Here is a 19,251-nt window from a genome sequence, read left to right as displayed (position 1 = left end):
AACAAAATTGACGGTAACTAGGCACAAGATCAATCAGTTACGAAATGGTCTTGGACAAAACCTTGGAGCGACGCTGCCAGTTGTAGAAGCGCTGGCGCTCCACCGGCAGATCTTCGACTTCCAGGGGATCGAAGCCCCGCTCCCGGAACCAGTGGATGGAGCGGGTGGTGAGCACGAACAGGCGACGGATGCCGAGCCGCCTGGCCCGCTCGGCCACCTTGGCGATCAGGGTGTCCCCCCGGTTGGAGTTGCGATACTCCGGGTGGATGGCGACGCAGGCCATCTCGGCCATGGCTTCTTCCATAAAGCAGTAGAGCGCTGCGCAGCCGATGATGAGGCCGTCCCGCTCGATGATGGTGAACTTGTCTATCTCCATCTCCAGCTGCTCCCGGGAGCGGCGCACCAGGATCCCTTCCTCCTCCAGCGGACGGATGAGATCCAGGATGCCGCCGATGTCCTCAATGGTGGCGGCCCTCGCCCGCTCGGCGCTTTCGCGCACGATCTGGGTACCCAGCCCCTCGCGGCTGAACAGCTCCTGCAGCATGGCGCCGTCGTCCTGATAGCTCACCAGGTGGGAGCGGGGCACGCCACCCCGGCAGGAGGCGATGGCCGCGCGCAGGTAGCGGGCGGTGCCTGACATCTCTTCCCCCGCCTGCTCCAGCGCCACCAGCAGCTCTTCGGCCTGCTCGGGGAAGAGCTCGGAGATGGCCTCCCCGTGCCTGTCCATTACCCCCTGGGTGCTGCTGAAGCAGATGAGCTTGTCGGCTTTGAGATCCACCGCCACCCGGCGGGCTACCTCTTCCGAGCTCAAGTTGAAGCTCTCGCCGGTGACCGAGCAGCCGATGGGGGAGATGAGCACCAGGCCGTGCTGATCCAGCTGGCGGGTGATCCCCTCCACATCGATGCGACGCACCCGGCCGCTGTGGCAGAAGTCGATGCCGTCATCCACACCCAGCGGCTGGGCGGTGACGAAGTTGCCGCTCACCACGCTGATGCGGGCCCCCTGCATGGGGGTGTTGGCGAGGCCCATGGAGAGCTGGGCGGTGATGTCGTATTGCAGACCGCCGCACACCTGCTTGATGATGGCGAAACTGGCATCGTCGGTGACCCGGATCCGCTTGTGATACTGGGCCTGGATGCCGGCACGGGCCAGGGCCTCGTCATTTTGCGGACGCGAACCAAACACCAGTACCAGGCGGATCCCCAAGGTCTGCAGCAGGGCGATGTCGCTGACGATGTTGGCGAAATTGGGGTGACAAATGGCTTCCCCGCCGATCATCAGGACGAAGGTGGCACCCCGGTGCACATTGACATAGGGGGTGGATTGCCGAAAGGCATGGACCAGGCTGGGTTCGCGTTCACGCACGTGTTTCATTCCATAAAAAAGCAGCAATTCGCTCAATATATGAAAATAAATTCACAAATCAAGACTAAATATTGGCTTGATGTTTTTTTGTCGCCATTTTGACCAGTGTGGGTGGGGAGGGGAAGACGCAGGCAAGGGCGGGAGGGTCGCCCCGGGGGCAGCTCCCTGGTTGATCCGGGCTAATAACCTGATATCTTCGGTGTTCCTTTTCGTCAGCCGCATTGCGCGGGGTTTTATACAAGGACAGGGCATATGGAGCAGATTATTTCACCGGCAGAGGCGCTGCCGGGACGGCGGGAAGCGCTGGAGATTGGCCAGGTGCACGCAGTAAACGGCCACCCGACCCAGGGGCCCTGGCCCGAGGGGATGGAGCTTGCTTGGTTCGGCATGGGCTGTTTCTGGGGGGTGGAGCGTCTGTTCTGGCAGCAGCCCGGGGTCTATTCCACCGCCGCCGGGTATCAGGGGGGGCTGACCCCCAATCCCACCTACAAGGAGGTGTGCAGCGGCCTGACCGGCCACGCCGAGACGGTGCAGGTGGTGTTCGATCCCAAGGTCATCAGCTATGGGGATCTCGTCAAGCTGTTCTGGGAACACCATGATCCGGCCCAGGGGATGCGCCAGGGTGGCGACATCGGCACCCAGTATCGCTCCGTCATCTTCGTCGGGGACGACACCCAGGAGGCGATTGCCCAGCAGAGCCTGGCCGCCTACCAGCAGGCCATGACGGCGAGCGGTGACGGGCGTACCATCACCACCCGCATCCTGCCGCTGGCCCCTTTCTACTATGCCGAGGATTATCACCAGCAATATCTGGAGAAGAATCCCGAGGGGTATTGCGGCCTGGGGGGCATCGGTGTCTGCCTGCCTCCCAGCCTGAATCGCTGAGGCGTCATTGCATATCACGGGGGCCATCAGGCCCCCGTGTCATTGTGATGAAAAATAATTGAAAAAAATGCGTCAGGTGGGGAACTAAACTGAACCCTGGCTGACCAACAGGGTAGCGACCACGGATGGTTGCCAAGACCAGACACATTTTTTTGCCCCGAAATTCATTACTCTGACAAGCGCGATGAATTGACAATGCTAGCAAGCAGGGCTGCCCGATGAGGCGGCCCTTTTCATTGGGCGTCCCGCCTCACTCCTCGCCTCATTGCATCTCGTCCCCTTGCCGTCACGGCAGGGGTGGGGTCAGCTGATGGTGCTGTCGAACAGGTTCTTGATGAGGTCGATGAACTCGATGAGGAAGGCTTGCTGGGCTTCGCTGGGGGCGGACAACCAGACGGCGGAGAGCACCTCTTCCAGGTCGGCGACCACGGCATCGGCCTCCTGCATGATCAGGAAGCGCACCTTGGGGTCGAGCTGGGGGTTCTGCTCGCAGATGGCCATCAGGTTGTCGGCCACCCGGCTGCTCACCAGATCCTCGATGGTCTGGACGCCGCCGCCTTGTTGCTGGCTCTCGAACAGACCCAGACTCTCAACCAGATACTCGATCAGCGCAATGTAACCGTCGCTCTCTACCACCATGATGGCTGCCCTTTCTTCATTGCCTTGGGGAAATGGTGCGTATTTTAGTGGCTGAACCCGTCATGGCAAGCGGCAGTGGAGCCGATGGCGGATAAATTGGACACCGCCGCGCTCCACCGTCTCCAATCCGGTCAGCAGAAAGCCGTGACGCAGGAAGAGAGCAAGGCTGAAGGCGCTCGCCTCCGTGGTGAGGCTGCCAAGCCCCATCTGGCTGGCGGCTGCCAGCACCCGCTCCAGCAGCAGGGTGCCGAGCCCCTGGCGCGGATGATCCGCGCTCACGTAGAGCAGGCTGAGATGACCGTCATCGCTCAGGGTGGCAAAGCCAAGGGGCACATCGTCTTGCTCGATGACCCAGCCATGGTGCTCGCGCAACTGGCTGGCAAGCCTCGGGTGATGGGCGCCCCTGGCCCACTGCTCCACCTGATCCGGGCTGTAGTGTGCAGGCCCCAGGCGGCGTACCGACTGCTCGAACAGATCCAGCAGCCTTGGTATGTGCGCCTCCTCGAGGGGGACGATGCGAGGAGAAGAAAGAGACGGCATGGGTCAACCCTCCCTGATGGTCGCGCGGGGAGCCTGGGGCCGCTTCGCCCTGGGCAGACCCGCCACCACCCGCTCATAGGAGTGGACTATCCAGCCCTGCCAGAGATCGTCAGACAGGCCTTCACTCAGTGTCACCGTGTTCCAGTGCTGCTTGTTCATGTGCCAGCCCGGTTTCACCTCGGGGTGGATCTCCCGCAGCAGCAGGGCGAGCTCGGGTTCGCACTTCAGGTTGATGGAGAGGGGCTCCGCCTGCCAGTCCACCAGGGCAAACATTTTGCCGGCGATGCGGTAGACCAGGATCTCCGGGCCGAAGGGGGTGTCCTCGGTGGCGCCGGGCTGGCTGAGCAAAAATTCACGCAATTGAACGAGGGTCATGGGGACTCCAGGCTGGTCCGATCATGGTGGAAGCATGTTCACCGGGGTGAGCCTTCTGTTAATATGCGCGCCGAGTATACCCCCCATCACCCCGGGAGCCCATGAGATGTTGTACCACAAGACCTTTGAACTGGGTCCCGATCGGGATTGGGTGGTGTTCGTGCACGGTGCGGGCGGCAGCTCCTCCATCTGGTTCAAGCAGTTGCGGGCCTACCGGGAGCACTTCAACGTGCTGCTGCTGGACCTTCGCGGTCACGGCCAGTCCAACCAGCTGCAGCAGGTGGTAAAGGGGCACTACAGCTTTCGGGCCGTGACCGAAGACATCCTGCGCCTGCTGGATCACCTGCGCATCCCCCACGCCCATTTTGTCGGCATCTCCCTTGGCACCATCCTCATCCGCCACCTGGCGGAGCTTCGCCCCGAGCGGGTCAAGAGCATGGTGCTCGGCGGTGCCATCCTGCGTCTCGACATCCGCTCCCGGGTGCTGGTGCAGCTTGGCCGCCTCGGCCAGCACTTCCTGCCCTACATGTGGCTCTACCGCCTGTTCGCCTTCATCATCATGCCGCGCCAGCACCATCAGGAGTCCCGCAACCTCTTCGTGCGCGAGGCCAGAAAGCTGTGCCAGAAGGAGTTCAAGCGCTGGTTCCGTCTCGCCACCGAGGTGAACCCCCTGATGCGCTACTTTCGCGAGCGGGCCCTGCCCATTCCCACCCTCTACGTGATGGGGGAGGAGGATCACATGTTCCTCGCTCCGGTGCGCGAGCAGGTGGCCCGCGACCCTTACAGCCGCCTCGAAATCATCGAAAAGTGCGGCCATGTCTGCAACGTGGAGCAGCCGGATCACTTCAACCGCCAGTCCCTGGCGTTTCTCTCCCGTCAGGCGGCATCGTCCGCCCTCTGAGGCCCGACAAGGGCCTCAGATGAAGTAGTGGCCAATCTCCAGATAGCGCTGGCGGATGTGCTCGATGAGCAGCCTTATCTTGCGCGGCGGCTGGCGGGTGAAGGGGTAGACGGCGTAGATGCCGAGCTTCTTGCCCACCTGATCGGGGAAGAGATCCACCAGCTCGCCGTTCATCAGATCGTGATAGACCAGACAGCGCGGCACATAGACGATGCCGCGTCCCCCCAGCGCCGCCTTGCGCAGGGCCCCGGCGTTGTCGGTTGAAAAGCTCCCCGACACCGACACCAGATAGTTGCCCTCTTCCCCCTTGAAGGCCCACTCCGAGGCCCCCGTGCTCTGGTAGGCGTAGCGCAGGCAGTTGTGGGTGAGCAAGTCTGATGGCTCCCGCGGCGCCCCGAAGCGGCGCACATAGGCGGGGGCGGCGCAGATGACCCACTGGGAGTCGAGAATGTGGCGGGCAATCAGGCTCGAGTCATCCAGATAGCCGGTGCGAATGACCAGATCGAACCCCTCTTCCACCAGGTTGACGAAGCGGTTGTCCAGGGACATCTCCACCGTGAGCCCCGGGTGCTGCTGGCAAAAATCGGCTACCGCATCGGCGAGCAAGAGCTCCCCCGAGATGGTGGGCACCGACATCCGCACATGACCGCTCACCTTTTCACCAAATCCCGCCACCGCGTCGAAGGCGTCCAGTGCGGCGGCCTTCACATTTTTGGCACCTTGATAGAGCGCCTTGCCCGCCTCGCTCAGGGTGAGCCGGCGGGTGGTGCGATAGAGGAGCTGGACCCCGAGCTCCTCCTCAAGACGCCCGATCCGCTTGCTAACCACTGAATTTGTCAGGGAATTTTGTTCCGCTACCTTGCTGAAGGATCCGGCCTCCACCACCTGGGCGAAGAGGATGAGGTCGTCGGTACTGGCCATATTGATCAACTTTTGGAACGAATGTTGTTCATTATTTCCATATATCGCGAAAAAGGAACAGGGTAAGGTCACGTCCGCTTAACAAAACAACAACAAGGTGCGCCTCTGCACCCCTCTGGACAAGGACGCAATGATGACAGACACCCTGCTGGCCCTGGTGGCCTTCTCGCCGATCCTGGTGGCCGCCGTGCTGCTGGTCGGCCTCAACTGGCCCGCCAAGCGCGCCATGCCCGTCGCCTTCCTGTTGACCGTGTTCATCGCCCTCTGGGGCTGGCAGATGAGCCCGACCCGGGTCTTTGCCTCCACCCTGCAGGGGCTGGTGATCACGGTGACCGTGCTCTGGATCGTGTTCGGCGCCATCCTGATGCTCAACACCCTCAAACACACCGGTGCCATCACCGCCATTCGCGGCGGCTTTACCAACATCTCGCCGGACAGGCGCATCCAGGCCATCATCATCGCCTGGTGCTTCGGCGCCTTTATCGAAGGGGCCTCCGGTTTTGGCACCCCGGCCGCCATCGCCGCGCCCCTGCTGGTGGCCATCGGCTTTCCGGCGCTCGCCGCCGTGCTGCTCGGCATGATGATCCAGTCCACCCCGGTGTCGTTCGGCGCGGTGGGCACTCCCATCCTGGTGGGCATCAACAAGGGGCTGGATAACCAGGCCATCGGCCAGACCTTGAGCGCCGGTGGCAGCAGCTGGGACATCTACCTGCAGCAGGTGACCACCAACGTGGCCCTCATTCACGCCACCGTCGGCACCCTGATGCCGGTGCTGATGGTGATGATGCTGACCCGCTTCTTCGGCCGCAACCGCAGCTGGACTGAGGGGCTCTCCATCCTGCCGTTTGCGATTTTCGCCGGGCTCGCCTTCACCGTCCCCTATGCCTTCACCGGCATGCTGCTCGGCCCCGAGTTCCCGTCCCTCATCGGCGGCCTGGTGGGGCTGGCCCTGGTGGTGACAGCGGCGCGAGCCGGTTTTCTGGTGCCCAAGAACTCCTGGGATTTCGCCCCCGAGAGCGAGTGGCCCGCCGAGTGGCTGGGTTCCCTCAAGCTCGATCTCAAAGAGGCCGCCGGCCGCCCCATGTCGCTCATGCTGGCCTGGCTCCCCTATGTGGCGCTGGCGCTCCTGCTGGTGGCGAGCCGGGTGAGCCCGGAGTTCAAGGCCAGCCTCCTGTCGGTGAGCCTCGCCTTCACAGACCTCTTGGGGGAGAAGGGGGTCAGCGCGTCCATTGAGCCGCTCTACCTGCCGGGGGGCCTGCTGGTGCTCTGCGCCCTGCTCGCCACCTGGCTGCAATCGCGCTCCCTCGCCCCCTTCGGGCGGGCATTGGGGGAGTCCAGCCGCACCCTGATCGGCGCCGGCTTCGTGTTGATTTTCACCGTGCCCATGGTGCGCATCTTCATCAACTCCGGCGTCAACGGGGCGGATCTTGCCAGCATGCCGGTGACCACCGCGAATTTTGCCGCCGGGCTGGTGGGGGAGTTCTTCCCTGCGCTCAGCGCCACCATCGGCGCGCTGGGGGCCTTCATCGCCGGATCCAACACGGTATCGAACATGATGTTCAGCCAGTTCCAGTTCGAGGTGGCCCAGACCCTGGGGGTCTCCACCGCCGCCATGCTGGCCCTGCAGGCAGTCGGCGCCGCCGCGGGCAACATGATTGCCATTCACAACGTGGTGGCGGCCTCGGCCACCGTGGGGCTGCTCGGTCGTGAGGGGGCGACGCTGCGCAAGACGGCGCTGCCGACCCTCTACTACCTGCTGGTCACCGGCCTTATCGGGCTGGCGCTCATGTACAGCTTCCACATCTCGGACGCACTGCTGCAGCTCAAGTAAGGAGAGCAAGTGATGAAGGTAATGCGGGTCTACCCGGCCAAGCCGGCCGATGTCTATCTCTACGCCACCTGTCTGGTGGACCTGTTCGACCCGGTGGCGGGGCTCGATGCCATCGCCCTGATCGAGCGGGAAGGGATAAGGGTGCACTTTGTCGAGAAACAGACCTGCTGCGGGCAGCCGGCCTACACCTCGGGTCACGAGGAGGAGGCGCGCAAGGTGGCGCAAAGCCAGATGGCGCTCTTCCCCGAGCCCTGGCCGGTGGTGGTGCTGTCGGGCTCCTGCGGCGGCATGATGCACCACCACTACCGCCGCCTCTTCCCCGAGAGCCCCGAGGTGGCCGATTTTTGCGATCGGGTGTTCGAGCTCACCGAGTTTCTGGCTCGGATCTGCCGGGTGCGCTGGCACGGGGTGGGGGAGGCGAGCATCGTCATGCACACCTCCTGCTCGGCCCGGCGCGAGATGCAGGTACACACCACGGCCCGCAGCCTGCTGGGGCAGCTGGGTGGCGTCACCTTGCATGAACAGGCCTACGAGAGCGAGTGCTGCGGCTTTGGCGGCACCTTCTCGGTGCGCCATCCCCACATCAGCCAGGCCATGGTGGAGGACAAGACCCGCCACCTGCTGGCCACCGGCGCCGACACCCTGGTGAGCGCCGACTGGGGGTGCCTCTTGAACATCAAGGGATCCCTGGCCTATCAGGGCAGGATCTTGCCTGCCACCCACCTGGCGAGCTTCCTGCTCGCCCACAGCCGCCCCGACAGTGACGAAATAGCTCATAACGGCGCCGCTGTTAGCGATTTGGCTCATACCAAAGAGGCCCAGCCCCATGTCTGATCACGCCAAGTATTCGCCGCGCCGCTTCCATCCCCAGGCCGAGGCGGCCCTGGCCGACCCCGTGCTGCGCCAGAATTTTCGCGGCGCCATGGATTACCTGCGCGCCAAGCGCCGGGATGCCTTCGCCGACCCGCAGGAAGAAGCGGCGGTGCGCGATGCGGCGGAGCAAATCCGCCAGCGCTGTCTCTCGCGTCTGCCGGACCTGCTGGAGCAGCTCGAAGCCAACTGTGAGCGCAACGGCATCCGGGTGCACTGGGCCCAGACACCGGCCGAGGCCAACGCCATCATCCTTGGCATCGCCCAAAACAACGGGGTGAGCAGCATCGTCAAGGGCAAGTCCATGGTGAGCGAGGAGGTGGGGTTCAACCACGAGATGGCGCGCCACGGCATCCGCTGCCTTGAGAGCGACATGGGGGAGTTTATCGTCCAGCTCGACGGCGACACCCCGTCCCACATCATCATGCCCGCCATCCACAAGAACAAGCAGGAGGTGAGCGACACCTTCGCAAGCAACCTGGAAGGCTTCACCCCCACCACGGACGTGGACGCCCTGATCCAGACCGGGCGGCGGGCCCTGCGCGAAGAGTTTCGCCGCGCCGGCATGGGGCTCTCCGGCGTCAACTTTGCGGTGGCCGAGACCGGCAGCCTGTGCCTCGTCGAGAACGAGGGCAACGGGCGCATGTGCACCACTGTGCCCAAGGTCCACGTGGCCATCACCGGCATCGAGAAGGTGGTGGAGTGCTTATCCGACGTGCCGCCCCTTTACAGCGCCCTGACCCGCTCGGCCACCGGACAGGCCATCACCACCTACTTCAACGTCATCAGCGGCCCGCGCCGGGCAGGGGAGCTGGACGGCCCGGACGAGGTGCACCTGGTGCTGCTCGACAACGGCCGCAGCCAGGCTTACCGGGACGAAGAGCTGCGCAAGACCTTGCAGTGCATCCGCTGCGGCGCCTGCATGAACCACTGCCCGGTCTACACCCGCATCGGCGGCCACGCCTACGGCACCATCTACCCGGGCCCCATCGGCAAAATCATCTCCCCCCACCTGCTGGGGCTGGAGAGCACGAGCGATCTGGTGACCGCATCGAGCCTGTGCGGTGCCTGCGGCGAGGTGTGCCCGGTGCGCATCCCCATTCCCGACCTGTTGCAGCGCCTGCGTCGGGAGGCCAAGCACGACGCCCAGCCCGGCCACGAACCGCTGGCGGGGCAGGGGGCGGCCAGGAGCCGGCTCGAAACCCTCGCCATGCAGGGCTTTGCCTTTGCCGCCACCCACCCGCGCCTCTACCACGCCGCGACCGGGGTGGCCGGTCGCCTGCGGGGCTTGATGCCCAAACACCTGGGCCCCTGGACCCAGTGCCGCGAAGCCCCCAAACCCGCCCCCCAGAGCCTGCACGCCCTGCTGCGCCAGAAGAAGAAGGAGTCCTGAGATGTCGAGCAAAGAGGCCATATTAAGCCGCCTGCGCGGCGCCGCCGCCCCCATGGCCCACGCCCCCCATGGCTGGCAGCCCTGGTGCGGAGAGGATGAACAGGCGCGGCGTGAGCGCTTCCTTGCCGGGATCCGCGCCAGCCACGCCGAGATCCTCACAGTCCAACAGGCAAACCTTGCCCGGGATCTGGCCGCCTGGCTGGATGAAGAGGGTGTGACGAGTCTGGCCTGTGGCCAGGGCGGTCGCTGGCAAGTCGAAATCGTGGCCGCTTGCGCCGGGCGATCTGTGTTGACCCCCGCAGGCGAGTTCGCGAGCTGGAAGGACGATCTGTTCGACGTCTGTCAGGCGGGCATCACCCACTGCGCGGGCGCCATCGCCGATACCGGCACGCTCGTGTTGCTGCCCGATGGCGGCGAGCCGCGCACCCTCTCGCTTGTGCCCCCCTGCCATATCGCCCTGCTGGCGGCCTCAACCATCGCCGACAACCTGGCGGGGCTGGTGGCGATCGGGCGCTGGCAGCAGGCCATGCCCACCAACCTGCTGCTGGTCTCCGGCCCCTCCAAGACTGCCGACATCCAGCAGACCCTGGCCTACGGCGCCCACGGCCCGAGTCGCCTGCTGGTGGTGCTGGTGGAGGATTGCTGATGCGCTGGAATGAATTTGACGCCGCCGTGCTCTCGCGCATCCCGCAGGAGCGGCTGGTGAGCGACCCTGATTTGCGTCTCGCCCACGGCACGGACGCCAGCTTCTATCGGCTGGTGCCCGAGCGCATCGTGCGCCTCGACTCTTTGGATGAAGTGCGCTTCGTGCTGTCGGTGTGCCGTGAATTGAACCTGCCGTGCACCTTTCGCGCCGCCGGCACCAGCCTCTCGGGCCAGGCCCTGAGCGATTCGGTGCTCATCACCCTGACCGACAGCTGGCGCGGCCACCGCATTCTGGACGAGGGCGAGCGCATCGCCCTGCAACCCGGGGTGATCGGCGCCGATGCCAACCGCTATCTGGCGCCTCTGGGGCACAAGATTGGGCCGGATCCCGCCTCCATCAACGCTTGCAAGCTCGGCGGCATCGCCGCCAACAACGCGAGCGGCATGTGCTGCGGCACCGCCCACAACAGCTATCACACCCTGCACGCCATGACCCTGCTGCTGGCCGATGGTACCGTGCTGGAGAGCGGCAATCCTCAGAGCCGCGCCGCCTTTGCGGCCAAGCGCCCGGAGTTGCTGGACGGGCTCGCCGCCCTGCGCGCCGAAGTGCTGGCGAATACTGAACTTGCCGCCAAAATTCGCCACAAGTACCGGCTCAAGAACACCACCGGCTACGCCATCAACGCCCTGCTCGATCATGAAGATCCCGTCGATATCCTCACCCACCTGATGATTGGCTCGGAGGGGACTCTCGGCTTTATTGCCGAGGTGGTGCTCGACACCGTGCCCGAATACCCCCACAAGGCCTCGGCCTTGCTGGTGTTTCGGGACGCCGAGCAGGCGTGTCTGGCCACCTCGCGCCTGAAAAGTGCGCCGGTGGCGGCGGTGGAGCTGATGGATGGGCGATCCCTTCGCTCGGTGGCGGGCAAGCCCGGTCTGCCGGACTTTATCAAGACCCTGGATCTGGCCGCCTGCGCCCTGCTTGTCGAGGTGCATGGGGAGTCGAAGGAAGAGCTGGTGGAGCGCTGCGAGCAGGTGACGGCCATGGCGGCCGAGTTTGCTCAGGTCGCCTCTGTGCCTTTTACCAGCGACAGCGCCGGGCTCTGGGCCATTCGCAAGGGGCTCTTCCCGGCGGTGGGGGCGGTGCGTACCACAGGCACCACCGTCATCATCGAGGATGTCGCCTTTCCCATCGAGCGCTTGGCCGAAGGGGTGGCGGGGCTGCAGCAACTGTTCGACGAGTTTGAGTATCACGAGGCCATCATCTTTGGCCACGCGCTGGAGGGGAACCTGCACTTCGTCTTTACCCAGGGGTTCGACGATCCGGCCCAGGTGGCCCGCTACGGCGCCTTTATGGACGCGGTGGCGGAACTCGTCGCCGTGCGCTTTGGCGGGTCCCTCAAGGCCGAGCATGGCACCGGCCGCAACATGGCCCCCTATGTGGAGCTGGAATGGGGGCCGGAGGGGATGGCGCTGATGCGGCGCATCAAGGCGTTGCTGGACCCCGATGGCTTGCTCAATCCCGGCGTCATCATCAACGACGACCCCAAGGCCCACCTGGCCCACCTCAAACCCATGCCGGCGAGCGATGCCATCGTGGATCCGTGCATCGAGTGCGGCTTTTGCGAGGCGGTCTGCCCCTCGCGCACCCTGTCGCTGTCGCCGCGCCAGCGCATCGTGCTTTACCGCGAACTGGCCCGCCGCAATCGTGCCGATGAGCCCTCCAACCAGCTGGCCCGGCTGTTTGACTATCAGGGCATCGACACCTGCGCCGCGACCGGGCTGTGCGCCGATCGCTGCCCGGTGGGCATCAACACTGGCAGCCTGATCAAGAAGCTGCGCACTGACAAGTACCGGCGCTTCGTGCCCATTGCCCGCTGGAGTGCCGATCACTTCGCCGGCGTCACCCGCACCGCCCGCAGTGCGTTGGGCCTCAAATCCATTGCCGGCAAGCTTCTGGGAGACAAAGCGCTGGCGCGATTGGTGAACGGGGTTCGCCATCTGAGCGGCCAGCGCACACCCGCCTGGTTGCCGACCCTGCCGGGGCCGAGCCGCTACCGGTGGCCGCAAGGGGAGGGGAGCCATGGCGGATCCAGCGAGGACATTGGAGAGGATCGCGCCGTGGTCTATCTGCCATCCTGCGCCAGCCGGGTGTTCGGCCAGCAGGAGGAGGCCCCGTCACTGCCACAGGTGGTGCAATCCCTCCTCAATAAAGCGGGCTGCCGGGTGATAGTGCCGCAAGGCATTGAGGGGCTCTGTTGCGGCATGCCCTATGACAGCAAGGGGATGAGCGAGGTGGCAGCTACCAAGCGTACGGAGCTGGCTGCGGCGCTGTGGCAGGCAAGCGAGCAGGGGCGCTGGCCCGTGCTGCTCGACACCAGCCCCTGTGTGCAGCGACTGCTCTCGGGGGCGCTCGGCAAGGGCCTTCGGGTGTTCGAGCCCTCCACTTTTGTGCTGGAACACCTGCTGCCCCACCTTGAGCTGACCCCCATCGATGAGACCGTGATGCTTCATATCACCTGCAGCAGCCGGCGCATGGGGCTCGGCGATAAGATGCTGGCGGTGGCCCGCGCCTGTGCCCGGGAGGTGATCGTGCCTGAGCATATCCAGTGCTGCGGCTTTGCCGGCGACAAGGGGCTGATGACCCCGGAGCTCAACGTAGCCGCCTTGGCAAGCCTGCCCGCCCAGGTTCCCAACGATTGCCGTCAGGGTTTCAGCAACAGCCGCACCTGTGAAATGGGGCTCAGTCAGCACGCCGGCATTCCCTATCACAGCATCCTCTATCTGGTGGATCAGGCGGCGAGATAGGGAAAAAAACGGCAGGATAACTATCCTGCCGTTTTCAATGGGGTGAACAAGGTGGCTTTAAAGCGGGACTTGTCTGGTGCTACGTGCTATGAAAGGGGCCGATGCTGATACGAGCGATGGCAAGGAAGGATTGATGACGCCGCTGAACCACTATCTGCCTGCCTATCACTTCTGTGAAGAGCACGCTCGCGACATTGCCGCCGACCCGCGCACCGTCATCCAGGCGGCGTCCAACTATCGACCGGAAGCGGATCCGGCCTTTCGCCACCTGATCGGCTTGCGGGAAGTGCCGATGCGCCTTGGGCATCTTCTTGGCCGCCAACAGAGCGCCAGCCCGCCTCCCTTTGGCCTGCATAGATTCGTGCCGCTCGACAGCCAGGACGACAACACGCTGCTCTACGGCCTTGTCGGCCGGTTCTGGCGGCCGGACTTTGGTCTGGTGACCATAGCGGACAGTCAGGCGTATCTGGACTTTGCGGCGCCAGGCATTGCCAAGCTCGCCCTGGGGTTTTCGGCCAGCCGCCAGCCAAACGGCACCACCCGGTTGACCACCCAGACAAGGGTGTTCTGCCCGGATCTGGCCTGCCGCCTCAAATTCGCACCTTACTGGTATCTGATCCGCCCCGTCAGCGGCCTGATCCGGCGCCGGATACTGGGCGCCATCAAGGCCGAGAGTGAAGGGGGGTTGTTATAGCTGTGCCGGAGCACCCACTTTGACCTTCAATTTTTGGCGCAAGCAGGAGATAAGGAGTAGTGGCTCAACAAGGTGATGGTTCAAGCGTTCTTCTGAATATTTCTTTAGTGCTCGAGTCGGTAGCCAGTGACCCCTGTAGCCCGCAAGAAAACATCGAAAAATGTGGCTAAGCCCGCAACGTGGACCAGCCGGATCACTTCAACCGCCAGTCCCTGGCGTTTATCTCCAACCAGACGGTCGCGGCGTAAGCCATTTAATGGGGAAGGTTTGGCGTAGGTTGGGTTGAGCGAAGCGAAACCCAACATGGGAATTATTATTTTCATCCCATAGTTCGTCGGTTTGGTGCATTTCGAGTAGGTTCGATTAACGAAGCGTAATCGAACGCATGGAAAGGAAATATCTTTTTCTTTGGCGTGAGTCACTCTTATTCAAGGTTAGATTTTAATATATGGATGTAGCCCCATGTTTTTAATGGTATGGGGCGTTTCGCGAATGTCCGATTACGCTTCGTTAATCGAACCTACGGTCCTTCAATCGGCAGTCGTTGGCGTTTATCTCCAGTCAGACGGTCGCGGCGTAAGCCATTCAATAGATAAGGTTTGGCGTAGGTTGGGTTGAGCGAAGCGAAACCCAACACAGAAATATTATTTTCATCTCATTGATCGTCGGTTTGGAATATTTAAAGTAGGTTCGATTAGCGAAGCGTACTCGAGCCTACGGTCCTATGACAGTTCAATTAGGTGCTCACAACATAACATATCACCGAGACTTGAATCTAATAAAGGTTGAATTAATTTCTTAACTTCTTTTAGTGATGCCTGTGCTTCAAACCTAAAGGTTTCATTTATTAGCGTCACATTCGAGAAGTCATTAATACGTATTAAATCATCTCTTAGAGCGTTCAAGTAAATATAGTATTTCTCTAGTTCTACATCGATATAATAATTTTCAACATTGCAAATTTTTAGCTCAAATTCCATGTTATTCCTCATGAGCGATAACCAAATGTAATACTTCCCCAACGAGCATACCTAACACCGACAGACCAAATTAGATTTTCATTGTCCTTCTCTGTTTTCGATTTATATTTTCCCACATAATCGTCATCAAAAGATACTGGTATATTATCTAGGTCTATCCAAGGAGCTTTCCAGCAAGAGCTATGAGAACTCCATCCATTTAAAATCACATCGCTTTCATATCTAATGGATTCATTGCGTACAAAACTACTACGCCCAGGTCTCCTTGCCTCTATTCTGAACTGATAATATTCAAGTGCAATAGGAAGGCGATTTGTAACCGTAATTAGGAGGGGGTAGTCTTTGTTGCACTCGGAAGTTGCAGCGAACTTGACATTTAATCCTAGGCCAGCACCTGACTTAAATGCCCACAACCCTATCCATATAACTCCTATGGTAGTAATAGAACTCGCAATTATCAGTACAATCTTCTTGTTCATAAGGGTTCCTAATAATATGAAATATCACTCTCATGATTCATCACAGCTCGGTAGGTTAGAATTGCGAAGCGTAATAGGAGTTTCGCGAATTATTATTGGTCTGGTAAACCAACGAAAAAATCATATGTCATAAGGCGACAACGTGTCCATATGGAGATTGTATCAACCATCAACCATCAACCATCAACCAGCCAGTTGGGTGAAAATGTCCCCAACGTATGGAATCTGAATGATTTTTTGAGGCTGATCAGATTTTCAAGATGATCAATACCCCGTCATTTCCAGATAGCCGACGCCCTTGGCATCCCCCGAGACGGACACCGCCCCTTCCCAGTAGTCGAAGCGTCCCGTCATGGCCTGATTGGCTTGGCGGGCGCGGATCGTCAGGTTCAAATCGGCGGCTTCCAGCTGCCACTCGATGGGGTAGGCTTGCCCCTTGGGGCCGCGCCAGGTCTTGCCGGGGGTGAGGTGGATCTGCTCAGGGTTCAGCACCCGGCTGCTGCCATCCCGCTCGATCAGGATGCCGTAGCGGTTCTCAGGCTCAGAGCGTCCCGATTTGGTGCGCAGGCGAAACAGCATCAGCTCGCGGCCATCCTCAAATTGCAGCGAAAACCAGTCCCAGCCCGATTGCCACTCGGCCAATACCGAGCTGCTCCACTCGTGATCAAACCAGCCCTCACCGCTGACGTTGCGGGTTTCGCCATCCAGGGTCAGGGTGCCGCTGATGGTCAGGCGCGGGTAGGAGTAGTAGAAGGAGGCGTTGCCCGGGCTCTTCTCGCTGTAACCCGCTTTGCCTTGCAGCACCGCAGGCTTGGCGGCGCTCACCTGCACATCAAGATCCCCCGCCTTGCTCTGCACCTTGAGGGTGGCGGGAAAGAGCGCTTCTCCTTGAGAGGCCAAGACCCACTCTTTCAGCCAATACTCACCGCCGCTGGCACCGGCGAGCCCCGGCCCCTGGCGGCTGGTGCGCTCGTCCTGCTGGTGGCGGCCTTTGCTCACATCCGTGATGGCGAACTGGGCCAGCCAGAGCTGGGGGGTGAGCCAGGGGTTGTCGGATGTTATCTCCTGCTCGATGCCTTGGCGAAACAGGGTCCACTGCATGCCGTAGCCGCGCCCTTGCTCGTCTTTCAGGTTGCCGGTGAGATACCACCATTCGGAGCTGTAGTCGGGGTGGGCAGCGTGATCAGCGGGCAGGTTGATGGACTGACCCGGCAGGGCCTTTTTGAAGTGATTGCTACCGCCACCCAGGATGCTCCCCAGATCGCTGGCCTGCGCGTGGCCGCTTATGGCAACAAGCGGGATCAAGCGGGCTGCAAGCCACAGGGACCGTAAAGAGGACAAGATTCCCCTCACCCTGGCCCTCTCCCGAAGGGAGAGGGGATGGTTCGCGGCAGCTCTGTGCGCTTCTCTGCGCTGAATCAAGTGCGGTGACAGAGATCTGGTCAATGGGGACGTCAAGCCATGGCTGAGCCAGAGCGCCAACCGATATGTCATACCACTCTCCTTGCGGCGTACCAGGAGGCCAGCGCCCCGCACACCGGCGCCAGCAGAAGCGCCGTGACGGCGTGCAGGGGGGCGGCCTCGAAGGCCAGCCGCCAGCCAAAGGCGCGGGGGTTGACCACCTCAATCAGCACCCAGGCGAGGCCATAGCCAACCGGCAGTGCCAGCAGCGCGGTGAGCAGCCCGAGGCCCGCCCCCTGCCACACCAGCAGCCGGCGGCAGTGGCGGGGGCTCAGGCCAAGGCTCTGCAGGGTCTGCAACTCGCCGCGCCGGGCCAGCCCCAGCACCATAAAGGCCGAGCCGATGCCGACGAAGGCGATCCCCAGGATCAGCAACTTCAATAGCTCGGTCACCACAAAGGTCTGATCGAACACCCTGAGGGCGGCGGCGTGGATGGCGGGGGCGGGCAACAGGTTCACCTGCTCGCCAAACTGGGTCCTGAGCCTGTCGCCAAGGTGCTCGGGATCCGGGCTGAAGAGGGCAAGGGATTGCACCTTGCCCCCTTCGAAGGCGTGCAGTATCTGCCCCTTGTCGCTGCCGTAATCCTGATAGACGCCGGTGACGGTGAGCGTTCGCGGCCCCTGCTCGCCGCTCACCTCAAGGCGCTGGCCCACCCTGACCCCGAGGCGTACCGTCAGCGGTTCGCTCGCCAGCACCTCGTCGGGGGTGGCGGGCCAGCGCCCGGCCAGCAGGGGATAGGCGGCTTTGAGCTCGGGAATAAAGTCCATCTGCGCCCACTCGATGGGCTGCCCCTGCCAGCGGGCGGGGAGCACGGCGCGGCGGGAGGCGGCGCGCACATCCGGCGCGGCGAGGATGGTGTTGAGGGTCTGCTCGCCGAGGGCGCCCCTGCTGCCTGCCACCCCCTTGGGGGCGGTGACGTAGAGATCGGCGGCCAGGCGCTGGCCGAGCCAGATCTCCACGCTCGAGCGAAAGCTCGACACCATGACCCCGATGCCGATGGCTGCGGCGATGGCCAGTTGCAGCGCCATCACCGCGATGGCGGTGCGATCCAGGTGATAGAGGGTTTCTGCCACCCCGAGCCGGGCGGTGAGGGGGCCGCGTGCACGCAGCCGCCCCAGCAAGGAGCGAAGGGCATCGGGCAGCAGGAGGGCCATGGCGAGCAGCCAGCCCCCGGCCACGAAGAGGGCGCCGCCAAGGCCAGTGCAGGGCTGCCACAGACACAGGGCGCACAGCAGCAGAATGGCGATGGCGAGCCCCCGACGTTGCCAGGGATGAGCCGGCGGGCGGCTGTTGCCCTCTCGCAGCGCAAGGGGGGATTGGCGCAGCAGTTGCCACCAGCCAGGCAGGTTGGCGGCAAGCATCCCCAAAAGGCCAATCACCAGCGCCTTGCCAAGGCTCGTCGGGGAGAGGCGCAGCAGGTCGATGGGGTTGGGGCCATAAAGGTCGGCCAGCGCCTGGGTGAGCTGCCCCATCAGGGCGAGGGCCAGCAGGCTCCCCAGCAGCAGCCCGAGCAGGGTGCCGAGGGTGGCGAGGATCAGGATCTCCAGGGTCAGCCAGCGCAGCACCCGGCGCGGCGGCATCCCGAGGATGATGAGCTGGGCGAGCAGGGGGCGGCGCACGCTCTGCACGAAGCGCTGGGCGTTGAACACCAAAAACAATCCCACCGCCATGGCGAGCAGGGAGAGGGCGCTGAGGTTCAGGGCCAGCGCATCCCCGAGCTGGCTGGCATCGAGCGCCGGGCTGATGGGCTCAAGCCAGAGGGGCTGATGGGGGGCATAGGATTGCAGGGCCGCCTGCAAGGCTCTTTGCAAGGTATTGGCCTCTTGCTCGCTGAGCTTGAAGACGATGCGATCGAGCCGTCCTTCCTTGCCAAGCAGGGGCTGGGCGAGGCCGATGTCGGTCACCAGCAGCCGCTCCATGGGGACGGCGCCGGGCTCGAAGGTGCCCGCCAGGGTCAGGGTCAGGGGGCGTTGCCCCTCATCCCCCAGCACAAAGGTTCGCGACTGGCCCGCTTGCCAGTCAAGGCGCTTCGCCTCGGGGGCGGCCAGCCAGACGCTGTCGGCGCGATTCAACGAGACATCGGGTTGGCTGTCTGGCGCATCGCCAAAGAGGCGGCGCAGGGGGCCGGGGTTGAAGAGATCCATCCCCAGCAACTGGAAGCTGCGCCCCTGCTCGTCCTTGAGCCAGGCGTGAAGCTCTGGCATGGCGTCAAGGTTTGGCTGGCTTCGCACCAGCCTCACGTAGACTTGCTCATCCAGGCCACCCTGGGGGGCCAGGCGGTAGTTGGCCTCCCCGGCGAGCTGGCTGCGGGCGGCGACGAAGTTGGTGCGGGCGCTGTGGTTCAAGAGCTCGATGGCCACTACCAGGGTGACCCCGAGGGTGAGTCCGGCCAGGCTCATCAAAAGCAACCAGGGGTGAGCGCGATAGAGGCGCAGCAGTGCCTTGAGCGGCAACATCAGCAGG

The 19,251-nt window shown here is 62.9% G+C and carries 17 protein-coding genes; 8 read left to right on the top strand and 9 right to left on the bottom strand.

Annotated features, from left to right (window positions below; genetic code table 11):
* Window positions 1-37 precede the first annotated feature (37 nt).
* Window positions 38-1,366, bottom strand: a complete 1,329-nt coding sequence (argA, locus tag AB5Y68_RS00210) for an amino-acid N-acetyltransferase (RefSeq protein WP_010674364.1) — start codon at window positions 1,364-1,366, stop codon at window positions 38-40.
* A gap of 252 nt (window positions 1,367-1,618) precedes the next feature.
* Here argA and msrA point away from each other — a divergent pair, with 252 nt between their 5' ends.
* Window positions 1,619-2,251: a peptide-methionine (S)-S-oxide reductase MsrA gene (gene msrA, locus AB5Y68_RS00205; RefSeq protein ID WP_010674365.1), complete on the top strand. Its 633-nt coding sequence runs from the start codon at window positions 1,619-1,621 to the stop codon at window positions 2,249-2,251.
* Window positions 2,252-2,554: 303 nt separating this feature from the next.
* On the opposite strand, the gene AB5Y68_RS00200 is transcribed toward msrA, so the two are convergent.
* The 3 genes from AB5Y68_RS00200 to AB5Y68_RS00190 are packed head-to-tail and all read right to left on the bottom strand — an operon-like array spanning window position 2,555 to window position 3,805.
* Window positions 2,555-2,890 (bottom strand): DUF3802 family protein, encoded by a 336-nt coding sequence (locus AB5Y68_RS00200; protein ID WP_039038960.1) that lies wholly within the window; start codon window positions 2,888-2,890, stop codon window positions 2,555-2,557.
* A gap of 60 nt (window positions 2,891-2,950) precedes the next feature.
* Window positions 2,951-3,430, bottom strand: a complete 480-nt coding sequence (locus tag AB5Y68_RS00195; protein WP_039038959.1) for a GNAT family N-acetyltransferase — start codon at window positions 3,428-3,430, stop codon at window positions 2,951-2,953.
* Between the two features lie 3 nt (window positions 3,431-3,433).
* Complete coding sequence (locus AB5Y68_RS00190; RefSeq protein WP_039038958.1) at window positions 3,434-3,805, bottom strand: MmcQ/YjbR family DNA-binding protein; 372 nt, start codon at window positions 3,803-3,805, stop codon at window positions 3,434-3,436.
* 106 nt (window positions 3,806-3,911) lie between these two features.
* Here AB5Y68_RS00190 and AB5Y68_RS00185 point away from each other — a divergent pair, with 106 nt between their 5' ends.
* On the top strand, window positions 3,912-4,706 hold the full coding sequence (locus tag AB5Y68_RS00185) for an alpha/beta fold hydrolase (protein ID WP_010674369.1): 795 nt from the start codon (window positions 3,912-3,914) through the stop codon (window positions 4,704-4,706).
* Window positions 4,707-4,721: 15 nt separating this feature from the next.
* On the opposite strand, the gene AB5Y68_RS00180 is transcribed toward AB5Y68_RS00185, so the two are convergent.
* Window positions 4,722-5,699 carry a LysR family transcriptional regulator gene (locus tag AB5Y68_RS00180; protein WP_080767962.1) on the bottom strand — a complete coding sequence of 326 codons (978 nt, stop codon included), beginning with the start codon at window positions 5,697-5,699 and terminating at the stop codon, window positions 4,722-4,724.
* 61 nt (window positions 5,700-5,760) lie between these two features.
* Here AB5Y68_RS00180 and AB5Y68_RS00175 point away from each other — a divergent pair, with 61 nt between their 5' ends.
* The 6 genes from AB5Y68_RS00175 to AB5Y68_RS00150 all read left to right on the top strand — a co-directional run bounded on the left by AB5Y68_RS00175 (window position 5,761) and on the right by AB5Y68_RS00150 (window position 13,868).
* Window positions 5,761-7,458, top strand: a complete 1,698-nt coding sequence (locus AB5Y68_RS00175; RefSeq protein ID WP_039038956.1) for an L-lactate permease — start codon at window positions 5,761-5,763, stop codon at window positions 7,456-7,458.
* A gap of 12 nt (window positions 7,459-7,470) precedes the next feature.
* A complete protein-coding gene (locus AB5Y68_RS00170) occupies window positions 7,471-8,292 on the top strand; it encodes a (Fe-S)-binding protein (protein WP_080767961.1) in 822 nt (273 codons plus the stop codon).
* Entirely contained in the window at window positions 8,285-9,721 is a 1,437-nt protein-coding gene (locus tag AB5Y68_RS00165) for a LutB/LldF family L-lactate oxidation iron-sulfur protein (protein ID WP_039038955.1), read from the top strand. The genes AB5Y68_RS00170 and AB5Y68_RS00165 overlap by 8 nt, the downstream gene beginning before the upstream one ends.
* 1 nt (window position 9,722) lies before the next feature.
* On the top strand, window positions 9,723-10,367 hold the full coding sequence (locus AB5Y68_RS00160; protein WP_039038954.1) for an LUD domain-containing protein: 645 nt from the start codon (window positions 9,723-9,725) through the stop codon (window positions 10,365-10,367).
* On the top strand, window positions 10,367-13,174 hold the full coding sequence (locus tag AB5Y68_RS00155; RefSeq protein ID WP_039038953.1) for an FAD-binding and (Fe-S)-binding domain-containing protein: 2,808 nt from the start codon (window positions 10,367-10,369) through the stop codon (window positions 13,172-13,174). The genes AB5Y68_RS00160 and AB5Y68_RS00155 overlap by 1 nt, the downstream gene beginning before the upstream one ends.
* Before the next feature lie 133 nt (window positions 13,175-13,307).
* Window positions 13,308-13,868 (top strand): hypothetical protein, encoded by a 561-nt coding sequence (locus AB5Y68_RS00150; RefSeq protein WP_039038952.1) that lies wholly within the window; start codon window positions 13,308-13,310, stop codon window positions 13,866-13,868.
* Window positions 13,869-14,590: 722 nt separating this feature from the next.
* Here the strand turns inward: AB5Y68_RS00150 and AB5Y68_RS00145 are convergent.
* The 4 genes from AB5Y68_RS00145 to AB5Y68_RS00130 all read right to left on the bottom strand — a co-directional run bounded on the left by AB5Y68_RS00145 (window position 14,591) and on the right by AB5Y68_RS00130 (window position 19,244).
* Window positions 14,591-14,848, bottom strand: coding sequence for a hypothetical protein (locus AB5Y68_RS00145; RefSeq protein WP_152610166.1), 258 nt, complete (start codon window positions 14,846-14,848; stop codon window positions 14,591-14,593).
* Window positions 14,849-14,856: 8 nt separating this feature from the next.
* Window positions 14,857-15,327, bottom strand: coding sequence for a hypothetical protein (locus tag AB5Y68_RS00140; protein WP_152610165.1), 471 nt, complete (start codon window positions 15,325-15,327; stop codon window positions 14,857-14,859).
* 264 nt (window positions 15,328-15,591) lie between these two features.
* Entirely contained in the window at window positions 15,592-16,632 is a 1,041-nt protein-coding gene (locus tag AB5Y68_RS00135; RefSeq protein WP_039038951.1) for a lipocalin-like domain-containing protein, read from the bottom strand.
* Between the two features lie 185 nt (window positions 16,633-16,817).
* Window positions 16,818-19,244, bottom strand: coding sequence for an FtsX-like permease family protein (locus AB5Y68_RS00130; RefSeq protein ID WP_039038950.1), 2,427 nt, complete (start codon window positions 19,242-19,244; stop codon window positions 16,818-16,820).
* Window positions 19,245-19,251 lie beyond the last annotated feature (7 nt).

The organism is Aeromonas sp. R6-1 (assembly GCF_040908165.1).
GTDB lineage: Bacteria > Pseudomonadota > Gammaproteobacteria > Enterobacterales > Aeromonadaceae > Aeromonas > Aeromonas caviae.
The sequence above is the reverse complement of the archived record's forward strand: the minus strand, read 5'-3'. Positions and strand labels throughout refer to the sequence as shown.

Bases quoted from the DNA above. Each gene is read 5' to 3' on its own strand.
- msrA (WP_010674365.1), top strand. From the start codon at position 1,619: ATGGAGCAGATTATTTCACCGGCAGAGGCGCTGCCGGGACGGCGGGAA.
- AB5Y68_RS00200 (WP_039038960.1), bottom strand. From the start codon at position 2,890: ATGGTGGTAGAGAGCGACGGTTACATTGCGCTGATCGAGTATCTGGTT.
- AB5Y68_RS00195 (WP_039038959.1), bottom strand. From the start codon at position 3,430: ATGCCGTCTCTTTCTTCTCCTCGCATCGTCCCCCTCGAGGAGGCGCAC.
- AB5Y68_RS00190 (WP_039038958.1), bottom strand. From the start codon at position 3,805: ATGACCCTCGTTCAATTGCGTGAATTTTTGCTCAGCCAGCCCGGCGCC.
- AB5Y68_RS00185 (WP_010674369.1), top strand. From the start codon at position 3,912: ATGTTGTACCACAAGACCTTTGAACTGGGTCCCGATCGGGATTGGGTG.
- AB5Y68_RS00175 (WP_039038956.1), top strand. From the start codon at position 5,761: ATGACAGACACCCTGCTGGCCCTGGTGGCCTTCTCGCCGATCCTGGTG.
- AB5Y68_RS00170 (WP_080767961.1), top strand. From the start codon at position 7,471: ATGAAGGTAATGCGGGTCTACCCGGCCAAGCCGGCCGATGTCTATCTC.
- AB5Y68_RS00165 (WP_039038955.1), top strand. From the start codon at position 8,285: ATGTCTGATCACGCCAAGTATTCGCCGCGCCGCTTCCATCCCCAGGCC.
- AB5Y68_RS00160 (WP_039038954.1), top strand. From the start codon at position 9,723: ATGTCGAGCAAAGAGGCCATATTAAGCCGCCTGCGCGGCGCCGCCGCC.
- AB5Y68_RS00155 (WP_039038953.1), top strand. From the start codon at position 10,367: ATGCGCTGGAATGAATTTGACGCCGCCGTGCTCTCGCGCATCCCGCAG.
- AB5Y68_RS00150 (WP_039038952.1), top strand. From the start codon at position 13,308: ATGACGCCGCTGAACCACTATCTGCCTGCCTATCACTTCTGTGAAGAG.
- AB5Y68_RS00145 (WP_152610166.1), bottom strand. From the start codon at position 14,848: ATGGAATTTGAGCTAAAAATTTGCAATGTTGAAAATTATTATATCGAT.
- AB5Y68_RS00140 (WP_152610165.1), bottom strand. From the start codon at position 15,327: ATGAACAAGAAGATTGTACTGATAATTGCGAGTTCTATTACTACCATA.
- AB5Y68_RS00130 (WP_039038950.1), bottom strand. From the start codon at position 19,244: ATGTTGCCGCTCAAGGCACTGCTGCGCCTCTATCGCGCTCACCCCTGG.